Here is a 14,773-nt window from a genome sequence, read left to right on the forward strand (position 1 = left end):
GTCAAGCTGAAGGGCATGACGTGGAGCCATCCGCGCGGCTATGACCCGATGGTTGCCTGCTCGAAACTCTGGAAGGAGCAGACGGGCGTCAGCATCGAATGGGAGAAACGCTCGCTCCAGGATTTTGAAACCTTTCCCGTGGAGGACCTGGCGCGGGAATACGATCTGATCGTCATCGATCACCCGCATGTTGGTCAGATCACCGCGGAGAATTGCCTTGCAGCACTCGATGTCGCTGGCAGGCAGATCGAGCGGGACGCGCTTGTGAAGGGCAGCGTTGGCCAATCCTATACGAGCTACCGTTGGCAGGGCCGGCAGTGGGCGTTCCCGATTGACACGGCGGCTCAGGTCGCGGCATGGCGACCGGACCTGCTCGATCAATCACCTGCCGCGTGGGACGATGTTCTGGTGCTGGCACGGGAGGGCAAATTGCTCCTGCCACTCCGGCCGCCGCATTCGCTCATGACCTTCTATACCCTCAGCGCCAATCTGGGTTCGCCCTGCGCTGCCGCCAAACTCGGCGACCTCATTTGTCCGGAGCACGGCGCAAGAACATTCAGGATAATGCGGGAGATCGTTTCGCTGATCGACCCGGCATGTTTTGGGATGGATCCGATTGCGGTGCTGGAACAAATGGCTGCGGCCAATTCTGCGATCGCGTATTCGCCCTTGATCTATGGCTATGTCAATTACGCGATACGGGGTTTCAGGCCCAATGTTATAGCCTTTGCCGATATTCCCGCTGCGGGCGGCAACGGTCCGGTTGGCTCGGCGCTCGGGGGCACGGGCATAGCGGTTTCCGCGTTCTCTGCCAACCGCGAGGCGGCAATAGATTTCGCCTACTGGATTGCCAGCGGAGAAGTGCAGCGGGGACCCTATGCCTCGGCTGGCGGTCAACCCGGGCATGCGGTTGCCTGGGACGATGAAATGGTCAATGCCGGTACGGCGGACTTCTATTTCGCCACGCGTACGACTCTGGAAGGTGCTTGGGTCCGTCCGCGCCACAACGGCTACATGGCCTTTCAGCAGGCCGCTTCAGACCGCCTGAATGCAGGATTTCTCGAAAGACACGAAGCCAGAAATGTCGTTGATGATCTGAACAGGCTGTTCCGGCAGAGCTTTTCCGCCTGAATCGCCACTCGCCCTAGGACGAGTGGCGCATCTGCCCGCCGCGGCCGTACTGGCCGGGGCAAACCCCATAACCGCTCTGGCAGCTTGCAGGGCTCGGATTCGTAATCTCTGTCCTGCGCGGCGACCAGGTGCCGTAGGTTGACCCACAGGCGGTCAGCAAGAGGGTGCTCAACAGGGTTGCGAAAGTGGCGAATTTCATTCTCGGGCCTCAGCTGCAGCAACAGTTTCTGCAGCTGGTTTGCCGGAAAGGCCGATGAAAGTCAAAGCTGTAGAGGCAATGCGCGTTACGCGTAGCGTTTTTCCTGTCCGGTCACGGCCGGATGGGAATTGATCGCTGTGATCACCGCAAGTGCCGCAAGCGAATTGACATCCCTGTTGCCTCGGTTGAACGCCATCATGACGGTTTCGGAGATGATTTTCGCTTCGTCTTCCGAACTCGATTGCACCAGGAGTGTTGCTGCGGCCTTGTCATAGGCGGCCTGCATCACAGTCCAGTCATCCTGGGAATACATCGGATTAGGAGGATTATCGAAAGGCATGGAACTGTTCCTTTCTTGAATGAGGCAAACTCCGGCGACCGGAAAAAAATAGTCCCTCAATTGTGGCATGGCAATTTGAAACGGATTATTGCGGTTTTGAAACGGCTTACCGCAGCGCAGCAGCGAGGCGCCGCGTTTCAAATATGGCAAACGGACAATTGCCCCGGATAAGCCAGCTTTCAGTCAGCATGTTCGACAGCAAACAAGTTATGTTTTTCGCGTCATCACAAGGTCGATTCCGGCTCGTTTCTCTCCCGGATGTGCCGGGACAGTCGTGACCAGCGCGGGCTGAACCATGGGGTGATCAGCGATACTTTCTCGAAACGCTGGCGGGCGAAAGACGGATCTTGCTCCTCGAATGTCCAGACCTTGAAATTCGTCAGTTCATGCGGCCCGAACGTGTGAATCAACGGAATATCGGCGGCATCCCGGCCGCGAGCCACAACTATTCTCCCGATGCGCCGCTGATTGTGCCGGGCATCGAAAGTATGCCATTTGCCACCGAGGAATACCTCAAACCAGGCGTTGAAATCCATAGGAGCAGGATCTGCCGGCACGCCGATGTCTCCGAGATAGCCATTTACGTAACGCGCAGGGATGTTCATGCACCGGCAGAATGCAACCGCAAGATGCGCAAAGTCCCGGCACACGCCGGCGCGTTCCTCATGCGCCTGGGCCGCGGTGCGGGTTGCCCTGGCAAAGCCGTAGCTGAATGTGAGGCGTTGATTGACGTAATCGCAGATCGCCTGGACGCGGCCCCAACCGGGTTGGACCTGGCCAAACAGGTCCCACGCCAGATTGCTCAATTCATCAGTCTCGCAATAGCGGCTGGCGGACAGATAGGTCAGACATTCGACCGGTAATTTGTCGACGCCGATCTCCTTTGCATCCTGGTCGACCGGGTCGGGCAGGCCACTGTCCTTGACAACAGCATCGTACGTCAATGACAGGTTGCCGGCCGGCGCGACGAGGCGCAGGCAATTATTGCCGAACAGATCGCGAAATGTCTCTATCCGAACGTCTGGCGTGGCAGTTGGGCCTCTTTCGCACTGTATATCGGATATCCGTGCCGATTCGAGATTGAGATAAGTGGTCGTGGGTGTTGGCTCATTGCACCTGATTGCAATCTCGTAACCGACGCGGATCAACATTGGCATATCCTTCTGAACTTTAGAGGAGAACGCCGCGCATAGCCTGGGGTTCCGAACCGGCAAGTAGAAATAGGGAAGCATCGCTGATGCGCAAATGCGGTTCAGTCGCGGGCCACGTCGTGATCTTTAGTATTTGTTGACCATAGCCCCATAGAATTTGAAACAAAAGCTCTTTTCGCCCTGTTTGAGCGGTAAGCGGGCTGATCCGGGAGGTGCCCGACGCGAAATCAGGCGAGCTTCGTACCTCGCTCAAATGCGATTGGAAGGACCATGGCAGCAAAATACGTGGCTTCACGCCACCCTATGGCGAGCGTCGTCCGCGATCAGGTCCTGCGACCGGAATTTCAATATGCGATGAAGACTGCAAATCCAGTTCCTGCCGGGAAGGGCATTCCAAAACGATTTCTCGATCTGCTCGATCGGCTGGACCAGGCGGAAGGGCGTAAGAAAAAGGGCAGCTGAGGCGCCAGGCTTTCAATTGCCGCGGTGCATCAAATCACCCTGAAAATCAGCATTGGCAAACCGTCCCGACTTCGCATGGTTCACATAGTTGCCGAAGGACAACGCGAAGGCGAGGAAGATGAAAAACACAATGCCAAGACGCTGCACAAGCATGACTCATACCTCTTTTGAAATGTGGTGTGAGGATATTCGCCGCGACCTGAACGCTGCCTGAACTGATCATTCACTGATTATTTCGATTGATTACCAACTCCTTGCTGAGCGGGTGTGCGTGACGCAGCCGCGGTACTCCTCTATTCTGGTTGCCCGCAACCAGGGGAGGACACCATGAGCAAGGCCTTCGACGCGATCATCATCGGAGCAGGACAGGCTGGTCCATCACTCGCAGAGCGTCTGACAGATGCCGGTATGAAAGTGCTGATGGTGGAGCGCAAGCTGTTCGGCGGCACCTGTGTCAATACCGGTTGCATGCCGACAAAGACGCTGGTGGCAAGCGCTTACGCGGCGCATCTCGCACGGCGCTGCGCCAATTACGGTGTCACGATCGCCGCGCCCATCACTGTCGACATGAAACGCGTAAGGGAGAGGGCGGCCACAGTCTCCTATAATTCGCGCACCGGCATCGAGAAATGGCTGCGAGGCATGAACGGCTGTACCGTTATCCAGGGGCATGCCCGTTTCATAGGAGCCCATGAAATTGAAATAGACGGTGAGGTCTTCACCGCACCGCGCATCTTCATCAATGCTGGAGGGCGAGCCAACGTCCCGGATATGCCCGGTATCGATCAGATCGACTATTTGACCAATACCTCCATTCTTGACCTCGATACGCTGCCGAAGCATCTGGTGGTCATCGGCGGCAGTTACATCGGTCTCGAGTTTGGACAGATGTACAGGCGTTTTGGCGCAGAGGTGACCATCGTCGAAAAGGGGCCGCGTTTGATAGCCCGTGAAGACCCGGACGTTTCCGAGGCGGTCAAGGAAATCCTGGAAGGTGAGGGGATCGCATGCCGCCTTAATGCGGAATGCATTTCCTTCAAGCCACACACCGAGGGCACGGAAGTCGGCCTGGATTGCAGTTCGGGTGATCGCAAGGCCATTGGTTCGCATGTGCTTCTTGCGATCGGCAGGCGGCCCAACACCGATGATCTCGGCCTCGACAAGGCGGGTATCGATACCGACGAGCGCGGCTATATCAAGGTGGACGACGAACTCTCGACGAACGTCGAAGGAGTCTGGGCGCTTGGAGACTGCAACGGGCGCGGCGCCTTCACCCACACGTCCTACAATGACTTCGAGATCGTCGCTGCGAACCTTCTAGATGGCGAAAGCCGCAAGGTCAGTGACCGCATCCCTGGCTATGCCCTCTTTATCGACCCGCCACTCGGACGCGTTGGAATGACCGAGACGGACGCGCGCAAGGCAGGCCAGACGCTTTTGGTTTCCAAGCGACCGATGACCCGCGTAGGTCGTGCCGTGGAAAAGGATGAGACACAGGGCTTCATGAAGGTTGTCGCGGATGCTGACACCCGCAAGATTCTTGGAGCTGCCATACTGGGGACCGGCGGCGATGAGGCGATCCACGGCATTCTCGATATCATGAATGCCGATGTGCCCTACCCGACACTCCAATGGGCCGTGCCCATTCACCCGACCGTCTCTGAGCTGATCCCGACGTTGCTCAGCGACCTTAAACCCGCGCAGTAAGCCGTCACTCCATAACGGCATTGTGCTCGGCAGGCGCGGCGCTCGAAGCAGGCTTGCGCAGAAGCATGACCAGCGGGATGGACACGATCGACATGATCATCAACAGCTTGAAATCGTCCATATAGGCAATGATCGTTGCCTGTGTCGTGATCATGCCGTCCAGGGCTGCTCGACCTGCAGCCTTGAGCGGATCGAGGTGTTGCACAATCACAGGATTGTCGAATGCGTGATTGAAGGGCGTCACGTAGGCCGCGATCGACGCGTGATTGCTCTGGACATTCTCGGTGATCAAAGCGGTGACAACGGCAATGCCGACGCTCGAACCGATATTGCGCGAAAGATTATATAGGCCGGTGCCCTCACCGCGCATATGGGCCGGGAGGGTGGCGAAGGCGATGGTCGTCAGCGGCACGAACAGGAAGCCGAGGCCTGCGCCCTGGACAAAGCCAACCGAGACAATCGTCCACTGCGAAACATCAGGCGTCCAGCCAGTCATGTCGTACATGGCCCAGGCGGTCAGGCTGAAACCGAGGACCAGCAGCAGGCGCGTATCGACCTTGCCGATCATGCGTCCGACGATGAACATGCAGACCATCGTGCCAACGCCGCGCGGTCCCATGACGATGCCGGCTGTCATCACCGGATAATCCATCAGCGTTTGCAGATAGGGTGTCATCAGGGCAAGCGAAGCCAGATAGGTCACCCCGATGACGAAGATGAAGAACATGCTGACGGAGAAGTTGCGGTCCAGAAAGAGCCGCGGATTGACGAAGGAATTGTTCGCCGTGAACGTATGGACCAGGAACAGGTAGAACGCACTGGCACAGATCAACGCCTCGATCTGTATCTCGGCTGACGAAAACCAGTCGAGTTGCTCGCCGCGGTCGAGAAAAAGCTGCAGCGCTGCGATGGCGAGGCTCAAAGTGCCGAAGCCGAACCAATCGAGCCTGGCGCTCGCCTGACGCGTCGTTTCGGAGACAAAGGCCACAATGCCGAAAAACGCCAGCATGCCGATTGGCACGTTGATATAGAACACCCAGCGCCAGCTGATATTGTCGGTAAGCCAGCCGCCGATGACCGGCCCCAGGACCGGTCCGACCATGACCGAGACGCCGAAAAGCGCCATCGCCTTGCCGCGCTCTTCAACCGCATAGATATCGAGCAGGATGCCCTGCGAAAGGGGAACGAGCGAAGCGCCGAACAAGCCCTGCAGCAGGCGGAAGACGACGATCTGCGGCAGCGACTGGGCAAGGCCACATAGAACCGACGCAACGACGAAACCGACAATGGCGGTCAGGAGGACATTTTTGCGGCCGAACCGAGCGGCGAGGAAGCCAGACGGCGGCGTCATGATCGCCGCGGCGACAATGTAGGAGGTCAGCACCCAGTTGATCTGGTCGGCGCTCGCCGAGACACTGCCCTGGATATAGGGCAGCGCCACATTGGCGATCGTCGTATCAAGCGCCTGCATGATCACCGCAAGGATGACACAGGCCGTTATTGCTCCGCGATTGGCGACAGCCGACGCGGAGCTTGGAACTGCGATTGTATCAGACATGATCCTTGCGACCGAAAAGCCCCAGGATGTCATCGGCAAAATTCGGCAGGCCTCGGGCATGGCCGGTATCAACGCCGACAGTCACGCTCATGCCGACACGCAGGGGAGGTTTGCCCGCCATATCGTCAATGCTGACGAGCATGGGAATGCGCTGGACTACTTTGACCCAGTTGCCCGTGGTGTTCTGCGCGGGAAGCAGTGAGAAGCTGGAGCCGGAGGCCGGACTGATGCTGGATACCGTGCCTTTCCATTCGGCGCCCGGATAGGTGTCGACGCTGATGGTTACCGGCTGACCCTCGCGAACATATGTGAGTTCTGTTTCTTTCGGGCTAGCGGCGATCCACATGTGGGTCGTGGACACAAGGCTGAAGCCCGATTGGGAAGCTTGAAGATAGGCGCCGACCTGGAGCGAGCTCACATTGGTGACGATACCGTCGAACGGCGCCCGCACAATGGTGCGATCAAGGTTGCGCTGGGCATTGTCTACGGCCGACTGCGCCTGCAGATAGGAGGGGTTCTGTTCGACAGGCTGGTCCGGATCATTGCCGAGTTGCGCACGTGTTGCGGCGGCTTCAGCCTTGGCAACGTCCACCTTTTGCTGGGCTGCGTCGAGGTCATGCTTGGCCTGATCATATGTTGCCTTGGAGGCAGCTGCACTGGCAGTCAGGTCCTGTTGGCGCTGGAGCGTCTTCTCGAAGAAGGGAATGTCCGCTTTGGCCTGCGTGATCTCGGCGAGAGACTGTTTGTAACTTGCCTCGAGATTGAGGATCTGGTTGCGAACGACGCCGAGTTGCGCTTTCGCTCCGGAAAGGGCGATGCTGTAGACAGCGGGATCAAGCCGGAACAGCATCTGACCCTGCTTGACCTGTTCGTTGTCGTGCACCTCGATCGACTGGACGATACCGGATGCGTCCGTTGAAACGCCGACGATGTCCGCCTGAACATAGGCGTTGTCCGTGGACATGACCTGACCGCCGGTCGCATAGGCATATCCGCCCCCGATCAGGACCACGGGCAGCAATGCAAAGAGCAGGGGCCGTTTAAAGCTGCGACGCGGTCGTGCCGGAGAAACGGAAGGCGTCGGAGTGGATTCCCTGGGTGCAGGTTCCGTGGGAGCTGCTTCGATTGTGGTATCGCGCTTTTCCATGACCAAGTCGTTGGCCGCGTCTGGATTGGCGGGGATACGTAAGGAAGATGAACCGTCAGCCATGATTTTTCTCTTTGTCCTCGACCGGCGTCTGGCATGCGTCGATCAAATTGGTCTTCATGAGGGTAAGGGTACGTATTAGGTGTTCGCGGTCTTCCGGCGGGACGCCGGCAAGAGCGTCAGCGCGCGTCGCGTCTCCAATGACACGCATCGATGCGAGCAGCGGCCGCGTCTCCTCGCGCAGGAACAAGAGCCAGATGCGGCGGTCCGTGGGGCGGCGGCGGCGCTCGACCAGGCCGCGTTCCTCCAGCTTGTCGAGAATACGCACCAGCGTGATTGGCTCGATCTCGAGGATCTCCGCGAGACCTGCCTGGTGTATACCCTCGTTGTTGGCGAGGTATGCCAGCGTCTGCCATTGTGACCTGGTCAGTCCAAGGCATTTGGCCCGTTGCTCGAATCGCTTGCGCAGCAGCCGGGCAACGTCATGCAGCAGGAAGCCAAGGGTCGGTGCATTGTTCATGATGAGGAGAGTTAAAATTCGTAAGGATGCTTATGACATGCATACACATAGCAGTCATGCTTGACAAGAAAAAGGCGTCAGCTTGCCTCATTCGGCAAAAAGTGTGGCGTGCAATCAAGATATGGTGATCGCTACTGTGCCTGAAGATCAAGCACCCAGGTCTGCCCCACCAAATCATACCCGAAGGAATGATGGTTTTCCTCGTCGACGAGCTGAAAGCCCATCGCCTGATAAATACGCCGGGCCGAGATCAGGACATCGTTCGTCCAGAGTTTGATCTGCCGGTAACCTAGTTCTCGGGCGCGATCGACACATTTCGCAACCAATGCACGGCCGATGCCGAGCCCCCGCGCGCTTGGCTCGACATAGAGTAGTCGCAATTTTGCGACGTCAGGATCTTCGCTCTGCATGAGGAAAATGGAACCGACGACGACACCACCGCGTTCGGCGATCCAACCCGCCTCACGCTCAGGATTGAAATTGGCGGCAAATTTTCCAAGGATCTCACAGGCGAGCCCCTCATAGGTCCAGTCCCAGCCATACTCCTCATGATAGAGCACAGCTTGCCGGTGGGCGATCCAACCGAGGTCTCCGGGTCGAAGGTCGCGATATGCGACTCCATCGCGATCGTGTTTCCCGCGGTCGAGGATCGCCTGGATCTTGCGCATGGATGAGACCAGTTGCTGGCGCGTGTCATTATCCATGGGTGCCAGCAGTCCTTCAATTTGCGACTGCGAGCCCTGATCTAGAAAGGCGAAAGCTTGACGCCCGGCATCCGTCAGGGACATGAGGCGTTGCTTTCCATGATCGGGGCTGGTGCGACCGCGCACGAGATTGCGCTTGGCAAACCGCGCCAGAATGCGACTGAGATGGGCCTTGTCCATTCCCAGACTTCGTCCGATTTCGGCTGCTGTCTGCTCGCTGTTCTTTGCAAGTTCATACAACACGCGTCCCTCTGCCAGCGTGTAGTCGCTGGCGAGGAGATGCTTGTCGAGGAGCCCGATTTCCTTCGTGAAAAAACGATTGAAACTGCGAAATTCCTCTGCCGCACCCATAGTCCGTTCCTCTATGTTGTCACTGACAACATAGTAGTCAATTCAAACGGGACCGCAAGAGAAAACGCCCGGTGCAGGTGCCCGGTCTCTGATAGGATTGTAAGCAAATGTATCTGGAGCGACGAATGCTACCTCTGCATGCAAATTTGAGGAGTCGGCGACACATGGCGGATACACGAGGAATATCACTTTGCGCTGGGTCCATATCCGTTGGAGAGAGATCAAAATGTCCGGAGAAATTAATCATCGCCGTCGCCGTTTCCTTGGGTTCGCAGCCATGACCCTCGCTGCGGGTGAGTTCGGAATAATCGGTACTGCAAACGCACAGGCTGGCAAGACAGCTGTCCTGCCCGCGATCAAGCCAGGTACGAACACATCCATGGGACCGCTGACGCAGATCGATGCAGGCGTTCTCAACATTGGATATGCCGAAGCCGGACCTGCCGATGGCCCTGCAGTCATCCTCCTGCACGGTTGGCCCTACGATATATACAGCTTCGTCGACGTTGTTCCGCTGCTCGCATCCGCAGGTTATCGCGTCATCACGCCGTACCTGCGCGGCTACGGCACCACTCGGTTCCTCTCAAGCGATACGGTCCGGAATGGCCAGCAATCCGTGATTGCTACCGATATCATCGCATTAATGGATGCGCTCAAGATCCGCACCGCGATCGTCGCCGGCTTCGACTGGGGAGCACGCACAGCGAACATCATGGCGGCGCTCTGGCCCGAGCGCTGCAAGGCCATGGTCTCGGTGAGTGGTTATCTGATCGGTAGCCAGGAGACCAACAAGAAACCACTGCCACCCAAGGCGGAACTTGCTTGGTGGTACCAGTTCTACTTTGCCACAGAACGTGGCCGGCAGGGGTACGAAAGCAATCGGAACGAATTTGCAAAGCTCATCTGGCAACTCGCGTCGCCGAAGTGGAACTTTGACGATGCGACGTTTGACCGATCTGCCGAGGCCTTCAATAACCCGGACCATGTCGCGATCGTGATCCATAATTACCGGTGGCGGCTGAGCCTGGCAGATGGCGAGCCGCAATATGACGATCTGGAAAAGCAGCTTGCCAAGGGCCCGGTCATCTCCGTGCCGACGATCACCCTTGAAAGTGATGCCAATGGCGCCCCGCATCCGGATCCCGCGTCGTACGCCAAGAAGTTCTCGGGCAAATATAGTCACCGGATGATCGAAGGAGGCATCGGCCACAATCTGCCTCAGGAGGCTCCGCAGGCATTTGCGCAGGCTGTCATCGACGTCGACGGCTATTAAAGGGGAGACACGAGGCATTCGGCGTTAGATTGTGCAATATTGATTATTGTGATAAGTAAAACGAGCTGTTTTTAAAAATTGAGGGGTGCCCTACGATGGATCACATTGACCACATCCTGATCGTTGACGATGATCGCGAAATTCGGGAGCTGGTTGCAAGCTACCTCAAGAAAAACGGTCTGCGCGTTGATGTCGCGGCGGACGGACGGCACATGCGGGCATTTCTCGAGGCTAACTCTGTCGATCTCATCGTGCTCGATCTGATGATGCCGGGCGATGATGGTCTGGTCCTGTGTCGCGAGTTGCGGGCGGGGAAGCATAAAGCAACTCCTGTCCTCATGCTGACGGCGCGCAACGATGAAACAGATCGCATTGTTGGTTTGGAGATGGGGGCAGATGATTATCTTGCAAAACCCTTCGCAGCGCGCGAACTGCTGGCGCGCATCAAGGCGGTACTACGCCGAACGCGCATGCTGCCACCCAATCTGCAGATTACGGAGGTCGGGCAATTGCTGACATTTGGCGATTGGCAACTCGACACGACCGGCCGTCATCTGATTGACCGGAACGGCACAGTGGTTGCGCTCAGCGGAGCCGAATATCGATTGCTTCGCGTCTTCGTCGACCATCCGCAACGTGTCCTCAACCGGGATCAACTGTTGAATCTCACGCAAGGACGCGAAGCGGAATTGTTCGACCGGTCCATCGATCTTCTCGTCAGCCGCCTGCGCCAGCGCCTGTCCGACGATGCCCGCGAGCCCGCCTACATCAAGACTGTTCGTAGTGAAGGTTATGTCTTCGCTGTGCCTGTCGAGATTTCCGAGGTTCGCCAGTGACCACCATGGCAATCATGCGGCGTTCTGGACCCTGGCCGCGCACCATGGGGGCGAGGTTGTTCCTCATCCTCTTGACTGGCTTGGTTATTGCCCAGGGGCTTTCCCTCAGTCTGCTGTTTTTTGAACGCTACACGGCGGCCAAGGGCGTGATGTATAATACGCTCGAAAATGAAGTGGCGACCTCGATCGCTATTCTGGATCGCCTTCCGGCCGATGAACGGGCGGATTGGCTGGCGCGGCTCGACCGCGGGGCGTACCGATTTGTATTGGGACCAGGACTGCCCGGCGTTCCCGACACGAGCGAGCGCGGTGCCGAAATCGCGGCGAAGATAAGACAAGCCATCGATCCGCGTTTTCCTTTGACATTCGATGCCATACCGAGTGATGGCGAGCGACTTCAGGCCCATCTGACATTGAGCGACGGCAATCCGCTGACGATCGACGTGAGTCCTCGTCCAATCATGCCCGTCGCACAGTGGTTGCCCTATGTTCTTGTCGCGCAGCTCATTCTGCTCGTTCTTTGCAGCTGGTTTGCTGTCCGTCAGGCAATCCGTCCCCTCGAGGACCTCGCCCATGCCGCTGATGCCCTTGACCCGAACAAGAACGCCCCTCGCCTGAGCGAAACCGGACCGAGCGAAGTTGCCTATGCTGCAACGGCATTCAACGCGATGCGGGATCGCATCGCTCATTATCTCGAAGAAAGGGTGCAGATACTTGCAGCAATCTCGCATGACCTTCAAACGCCCATTACGCGCATGAAGCTTCGCGCCGAATTTGCAGAAGATTCGGTCGAGAAGGACAAACTGCTGCAGGATCTGACCGAAATCGAGCGTCTCGTCCATGAGGGCATCGCCTATGCTCGCAGCGCCCATGGAAATGCAGAGAAATCCACCCGGGTCGACATCGGGTCGTTCATGGAAAGCCTCGTCTATGATTACCAGGATACAGGCAAGGCCGTAACCATAACAGGCGACATCAAAGCCGTGATCGAGACACGGCCGCACGCGCTGCGCCGCATTTTCACCAATCTCATCGACAACGCCCTCAAATTCGGCGGAAGCGCCGACGTTCATTTGGAAAAGGATGCCAAGGGCGCCGTTGTCATAAGCGTGCTGGATCGCGGTCCCGGCATTCCGGAAGAGCAGCTTGAAGCAGTGCTCCAACCATTCTTCCGGCTCGAACAGTCCCGAAACCGCGGCACTGGCGGTACGGGATTGGGATTGGCAATCGCACAACAGTTGACGCTCGCGATAGGTGCCTCGCTCAAATTGTCCAACCGCGAGGGCGGTGGGCTCTCGGCTGAAATCTCCATCGGCTGATTAAGAACGTGGCGATACGTTAAATTAGCGCCCGCCTTGTGTCGCACTGTAACGACCGCTACGCCTCTCACACTTCGTTACACATCGGGTCCAATTCCGACACATGCGGGATACGTCGGCGCCGTCTGATGCTGATCTCCAGCCCCTGCGCCGTGGCGCGCTGATGATCATTGCAAAGGAAACGATGATGGCTCTCTTGGTTATTTCCTATCTCGCAGGTGTGTTGACGATCCTCAGTCCATGCATCCTGCCGGTTCTTCCCTTCGTCTTCGCCCGTGCCGGGCGACCTTTCGTCAGCAGCATGCTGCCGATGCTCGCCGGTATGGCGCTCACCTTTGCAGGCGTTGCTACGCTTGCCGCTGTGGGGGGCAGTTGGGCGGTTCATGCCAATGAATACGGCCGATATACCGCGATCATATTGCTCGCTGTTTTCGGTGTGACACTTGTTTCGCCCCAGCTGGCAACAGTCCTGACGCGGCCAGTCGTTGCTTTCGCAAACAGGTTATTGAATTCAACCGGCGGACCGACCTCGTTTCCGACGGCGGGCGGTGCGATCATTCTCGGCATCGCAACCGGTCTGCTCTGGGCACCCTGTGCCGGACCGATACTCGGATTGGTGTTAACAGGAGCCGCTCTTCAGGGGGCGAACGTTCAGACCACGTTGCTTCTCTTGGCCTATTCGGCTGGTGCCGCGACATCGCTTGCACTGGCTCTTCTTATCGGCGGGCAGGCCTTTGCGGTCATGAAGGGCTCTCTTGGCGCTGGTGAGTGGGTGCGTCGCGCTCTCGGTATTGCCGTACTTTGCGGTGTTGCGGCTATCGGCTTGGGTGCCGATACGGGCATTCTCACACGCCTCTCCAGTTCTGGTACGAACAGGATCGAGCAGGCGCTACTAAATGCGGTCAAGCCGACGGCTGCGCCTGACATGAGCAGAGACAGCAGCATGGTGCTGGCTGGAAGCAGCGGTATGGCCTCGCGAAGCGATCTGCCGGTTGAGGGCAAGTTCCCGTCGCTTGATGGAGCGGTCGAGTGGCTCAACTCTCCGCCCCTGACCAACGAGCAGTTGCGCGGCAAGGTCGTGTTGATCGATTTCTGGACTTATTCCTGCATCAATTGCATTCGCACTGTCCCTTATGTTCGGGCTTGGTCGGAAAAGTACAAGGATCAGGGCCTGGTCGTGATCGGTGTCCATGCCCCGGAATTTGCTTTCGAAAAGAAGATCGACAACGTCAAGAAGGCGATCAGCGACTTCCAGATCACCTATCCGGTGGCGATCGACAACAACTTCAAAATATGGCGTGCATTCCGGAACAGTTACTGGCCAGCCCACTACTTCATCGATGCAAAAGGTCAGATCAGATACCAGCATTTCGGTGAGGGGGACCATGACAAGTCCGAAAAAGTCATCCAGGATCTGCTGGCGGAAGCCGGAAGCCTGAAGGCGGAGAACAAGGCCATAACGCCGGACCTCTCCGGTGCGCAGGCGGCACCCGATCTTGGCAATATCGGATCGTCCGAGACTTATATCGGCTATCAGCGGGCATCGAACTTTGCATCCCCAGAGGCTGTGAAAAGTGATGCCCCCCTGAACTATACGGCAGCGGAGCCGGGGCTCAATGAATGGGGCCTCTCCGGCAACTGGACGATCGGACCCGAACAGGCAACGCTCAATCGGTCGGGTGGCGCTATCACCTACAGATTTAGGGCACGCGATCTGCACCTCGTGCTCGGACCTAGTGCTGATGGCAAGCCCGTGCGGTTCCAGGTAACGGTCGATGGCAGGGCACCAGCCGAAAGCCATGGTAGCGATATCGATGCCGACGGCAACGGAACCGTCACCCAGACGCGCCTCTATCAGATGGTGCGTCAGGCGGGTGACGTAAAAGAACGTACCTTCGAAGTTCGGTTTCTTGACCCGGGCGTCGAAGCATTTGCTTTCACCTTTGGGTGAAAAGGCAATCGCGACCAGCAATACTCAATGGAAACGACTGCCGATCGCCGCCAATTGTATCGCAATGTACCGGTCAGCCGCCGCCCCACAATTCGTTACATTTCTGTTCAATCCCGACACATGC

Annotated in this window: 14 protein-coding genes; 7 read left to right on the plus strand and 7 right to left on the minus strand. The window is 57.6% G+C overall.

What is annotated here, in order from left to right:
- The first annotated feature begins 15 nt into the window (after positions 1-15).
- A complete protein-coding gene (locus tag CU102_RS13895) occupies positions 16-1,131 on the plus strand; it encodes an extracellular solute-binding protein (RefSeq protein WP_106711781.1) in 1,116 nt (371 codons plus the stop codon).
- A 284-nt stretch (positions 1,132-1,415) separates the two neighbouring features.
- Here CU102_RS13895 and CU102_RS13900 read toward each other — a convergent pair whose 3' ends face one another.
- Positions 1,416-1,670: a hypothetical protein gene (locus CU102_RS13900; RefSeq protein WP_133624521.1), complete on the minus strand. Its 255-nt coding sequence runs from the start codon at positions 1,668-1,670 to the stop codon at positions 1,416-1,418.
- Positions 1,671-1,894: 224 nt separating this feature from the next.
- Positions 1,895-2,821 (minus strand): transglutaminase-like domain-containing protein, encoded by a 927-nt coding sequence (locus tag CU102_RS13905; protein WP_106711694.1) that lies wholly within the window; start codon positions 2,819-2,821, stop codon positions 1,895-1,897.
- A gap of 270 nt (positions 2,822-3,091) precedes the next feature.
- Here CU102_RS13905 and CU102_RS29420 point away from each other — a divergent pair, with 270 nt between their 5' ends.
- Positions 3,092-3,283: a hypothetical protein gene (locus CU102_RS29420; RefSeq protein ID WP_133624519.1), complete on the plus strand. Its 192-nt coding sequence runs from the start codon at positions 3,092-3,094 to the stop codon at positions 3,281-3,283.
- A 12-nt stretch (positions 3,284-3,295) separates the two neighbouring features.
- Here the strand turns inward: CU102_RS29420 and CU102_RS29870 are convergent, their stop codons facing one another.
- Positions 3,296-3,436, minus strand: coding sequence for a hypothetical protein (locus CU102_RS29870; RefSeq protein ID WP_166648406.1), 141 nt, complete (start codon positions 3,434-3,436; stop codon positions 3,296-3,298).
- Between the two features lie 174 nt (positions 3,437-3,610).
- Between CU102_RS29870 and CU102_RS13910 the strand changes: the two genes are divergently transcribed.
- A complete protein-coding gene (locus CU102_RS13910; RefSeq protein ID WP_106711695.1) occupies positions 3,611-4,990 on the plus strand; it encodes an FAD-containing oxidoreductase in 1,380 nt (459 codons plus the stop codon).
- Between the two features lie 4 nt (positions 4,991-4,994).
- On the opposite strand, the gene CU102_RS13915 is transcribed toward CU102_RS13910, so the two are convergent.
- From CU102_RS13915 to CU102_RS13930, 4 genes are all read right to left on the minus strand, one after another.
- Complete coding sequence (locus CU102_RS13915) at positions 4,995-6,548, minus strand: DHA2 family efflux MFS transporter permease subunit (protein ID WP_106711696.1); 1,554 nt, start codon at positions 6,546-6,548, stop codon at positions 4,995-4,997.
- A complete protein-coding gene (locus tag CU102_RS13920; RefSeq protein WP_106711697.1) occupies positions 6,541-7,758 on the minus strand; it encodes an HlyD family secretion protein in 1,218 nt (405 codons plus the stop codon). The genes CU102_RS13915 and CU102_RS13920 overlap by 8 nt, the downstream gene beginning before the upstream one ends.
- Entirely contained in the window at positions 7,751-8,215 is a 465-nt protein-coding gene (locus CU102_RS13925; protein ID WP_106711698.1) for a MarR family winged helix-turn-helix transcriptional regulator, read from the minus strand. Before CU102_RS13925 ends, CU102_RS13920 begins: the two co-directional genes overlap by 8 nt.
- Before the next feature lie 131 nt (positions 8,216-8,346).
- Positions 8,347-9,270: a bifunctional helix-turn-helix transcriptional regulator/GNAT family N-acetyltransferase gene (locus CU102_RS13930; RefSeq protein ID WP_106711699.1), complete on the minus strand. Its 924-nt coding sequence runs from the start codon at positions 9,268-9,270 to the stop codon at positions 8,347-8,349.
- Between the two features lie 226 nt (positions 9,271-9,496).
- Between CU102_RS13930 and CU102_RS13935 the strand changes: the two genes are divergently transcribed.
- The 4 genes from CU102_RS13935 (at position 9,497) to CU102_RS13950 (ending at position 14,649) form a co-directional block, all read left to right on the plus strand.
- The gene (locus CU102_RS13935; protein WP_106711700.1) at positions 9,497-10,543 is read left to right on the plus strand and encodes an alpha/beta fold hydrolase; all 1,047 of its coding nucleotides are present in this window, start codon (positions 9,497-9,499) and stop codon (positions 10,541-10,543) included.
- A 95-nt stretch (positions 10,544-10,638) separates the two neighbouring features.
- Positions 10,639-11,379 (plus strand): response regulator, encoded by a 741-nt coding sequence (locus tag CU102_RS13940; protein ID WP_106711701.1) that lies wholly within the window; start codon positions 10,639-10,641, stop codon positions 11,377-11,379.
- 5 nt (positions 11,380-11,384) lie between these two features.
- Positions 11,385-12,698, plus strand: a complete 1,314-nt coding sequence (locus CU102_RS13945; RefSeq protein ID WP_106711702.1) for an ATP-binding protein — start codon at positions 11,385-11,387, stop codon at positions 12,696-12,698.
- A gap of 187 nt (positions 12,699-12,885) precedes the next feature.
- Positions 12,886-14,649 carry a cytochrome c biogenesis protein DipZ gene (locus tag CU102_RS13950; RefSeq protein WP_106711782.1) on the plus strand — a complete coding sequence of 588 codons (1,764 nt, stop codon included), beginning with the start codon at positions 12,886-12,888 and terminating at the stop codon, positions 14,647-14,649.
- Positions 14,650-14,773 lie beyond the last annotated feature (124 nt).

Source organism: Phyllobacterium brassicacearum (assembly GCF_003010955.1).
GTDB classification, from domain to species: domain Bacteria; phylum Pseudomonadota; class Alphaproteobacteria; order Rhizobiales; family Rhizobiaceae; genus Phyllobacterium; species Phyllobacterium brassicacearum.

Coding starts and splice junctions, on each gene's coding strand:
- CU102_RS13895 (WP_106711781.1), top strand. CDS start 16: ATGACGTGGAGCCATCCGCGCGGCTATGACCCGATGGTTGCCTGCTCG.
- CU102_RS13900 (WP_133624521.1), bottom strand. CDS start 1,670: ATGCCTTTCGATAATCCTCCTAATCCGATGTATTCCCAGGATGACTGG.
- CU102_RS13905 (WP_106711694.1), bottom strand. CDS start 2,821: ATGTTGATCCGCGTCGGTTACGAGATTGCAATCAGGTGCAATGAGCCA.
- CU102_RS29420 (WP_133624519.1), top strand. CDS start 3,092: ATGGCAGCAAAATACGTGGCTTCACGCCACCCTATGGCGAGCGTCGTC.
- CU102_RS29870 (WP_166648406.1), bottom strand. CDS start 3,436: ATGCTTGTGCAGCGTCTTGGCATTGTGTTTTTCATCTTCCTCGCCTTC.
- CU102_RS13910 (WP_106711695.1), top strand. CDS start 3,611: ATGAGCAAGGCCTTCGACGCGATCATCATCGGAGCAGGACAGGCTGGT.
- CU102_RS13915 (WP_106711696.1), bottom strand. CDS start 6,548: ATGTCTGATACAATCGCAGTTCCAAGCTCCGCGTCGGCTGTCGCCAAT.
- CU102_RS13920 (WP_106711697.1), bottom strand. CDS start 7,758: ATGGCTGACGGTTCATCTTCCTTACGTATCCCCGCCAATCCAGACGCG.
- CU102_RS13925 (WP_106711698.1), bottom strand. CDS start 8,215: ATGAACAATGCACCGACCCTTGGCTTCCTGCTGCATGACGTTGCCCGG.
- CU102_RS13930 (WP_106711699.1), bottom strand. CDS start 9,270: ATGGGTGCGGCAGAGGAATTTCGCAGTTTCAATCGTTTTTTCACGAAG.
- CU102_RS13935 (WP_106711700.1), top strand. CDS start 9,497: ATGTCCGGAGAAATTAATCATCGCCGTCGCCGTTTCCTTGGGTTCGCA.
- CU102_RS13940 (WP_106711701.1), top strand. CDS start 10,639: ATGGATCACATTGACCACATCCTGATCGTTGACGATGATCGCGAAATT.
- CU102_RS13945 (WP_106711702.1), top strand. CDS start 11,385: ATGGCAATCATGCGGCGTTCTGGACCCTGGCCGCGCACCATGGGGGCG.
- CU102_RS13950 (WP_106711782.1), top strand. CDS start 12,886: ATGGCTCTCTTGGTTATTTCCTATCTCGCAGGTGTGTTGACGATCCTC.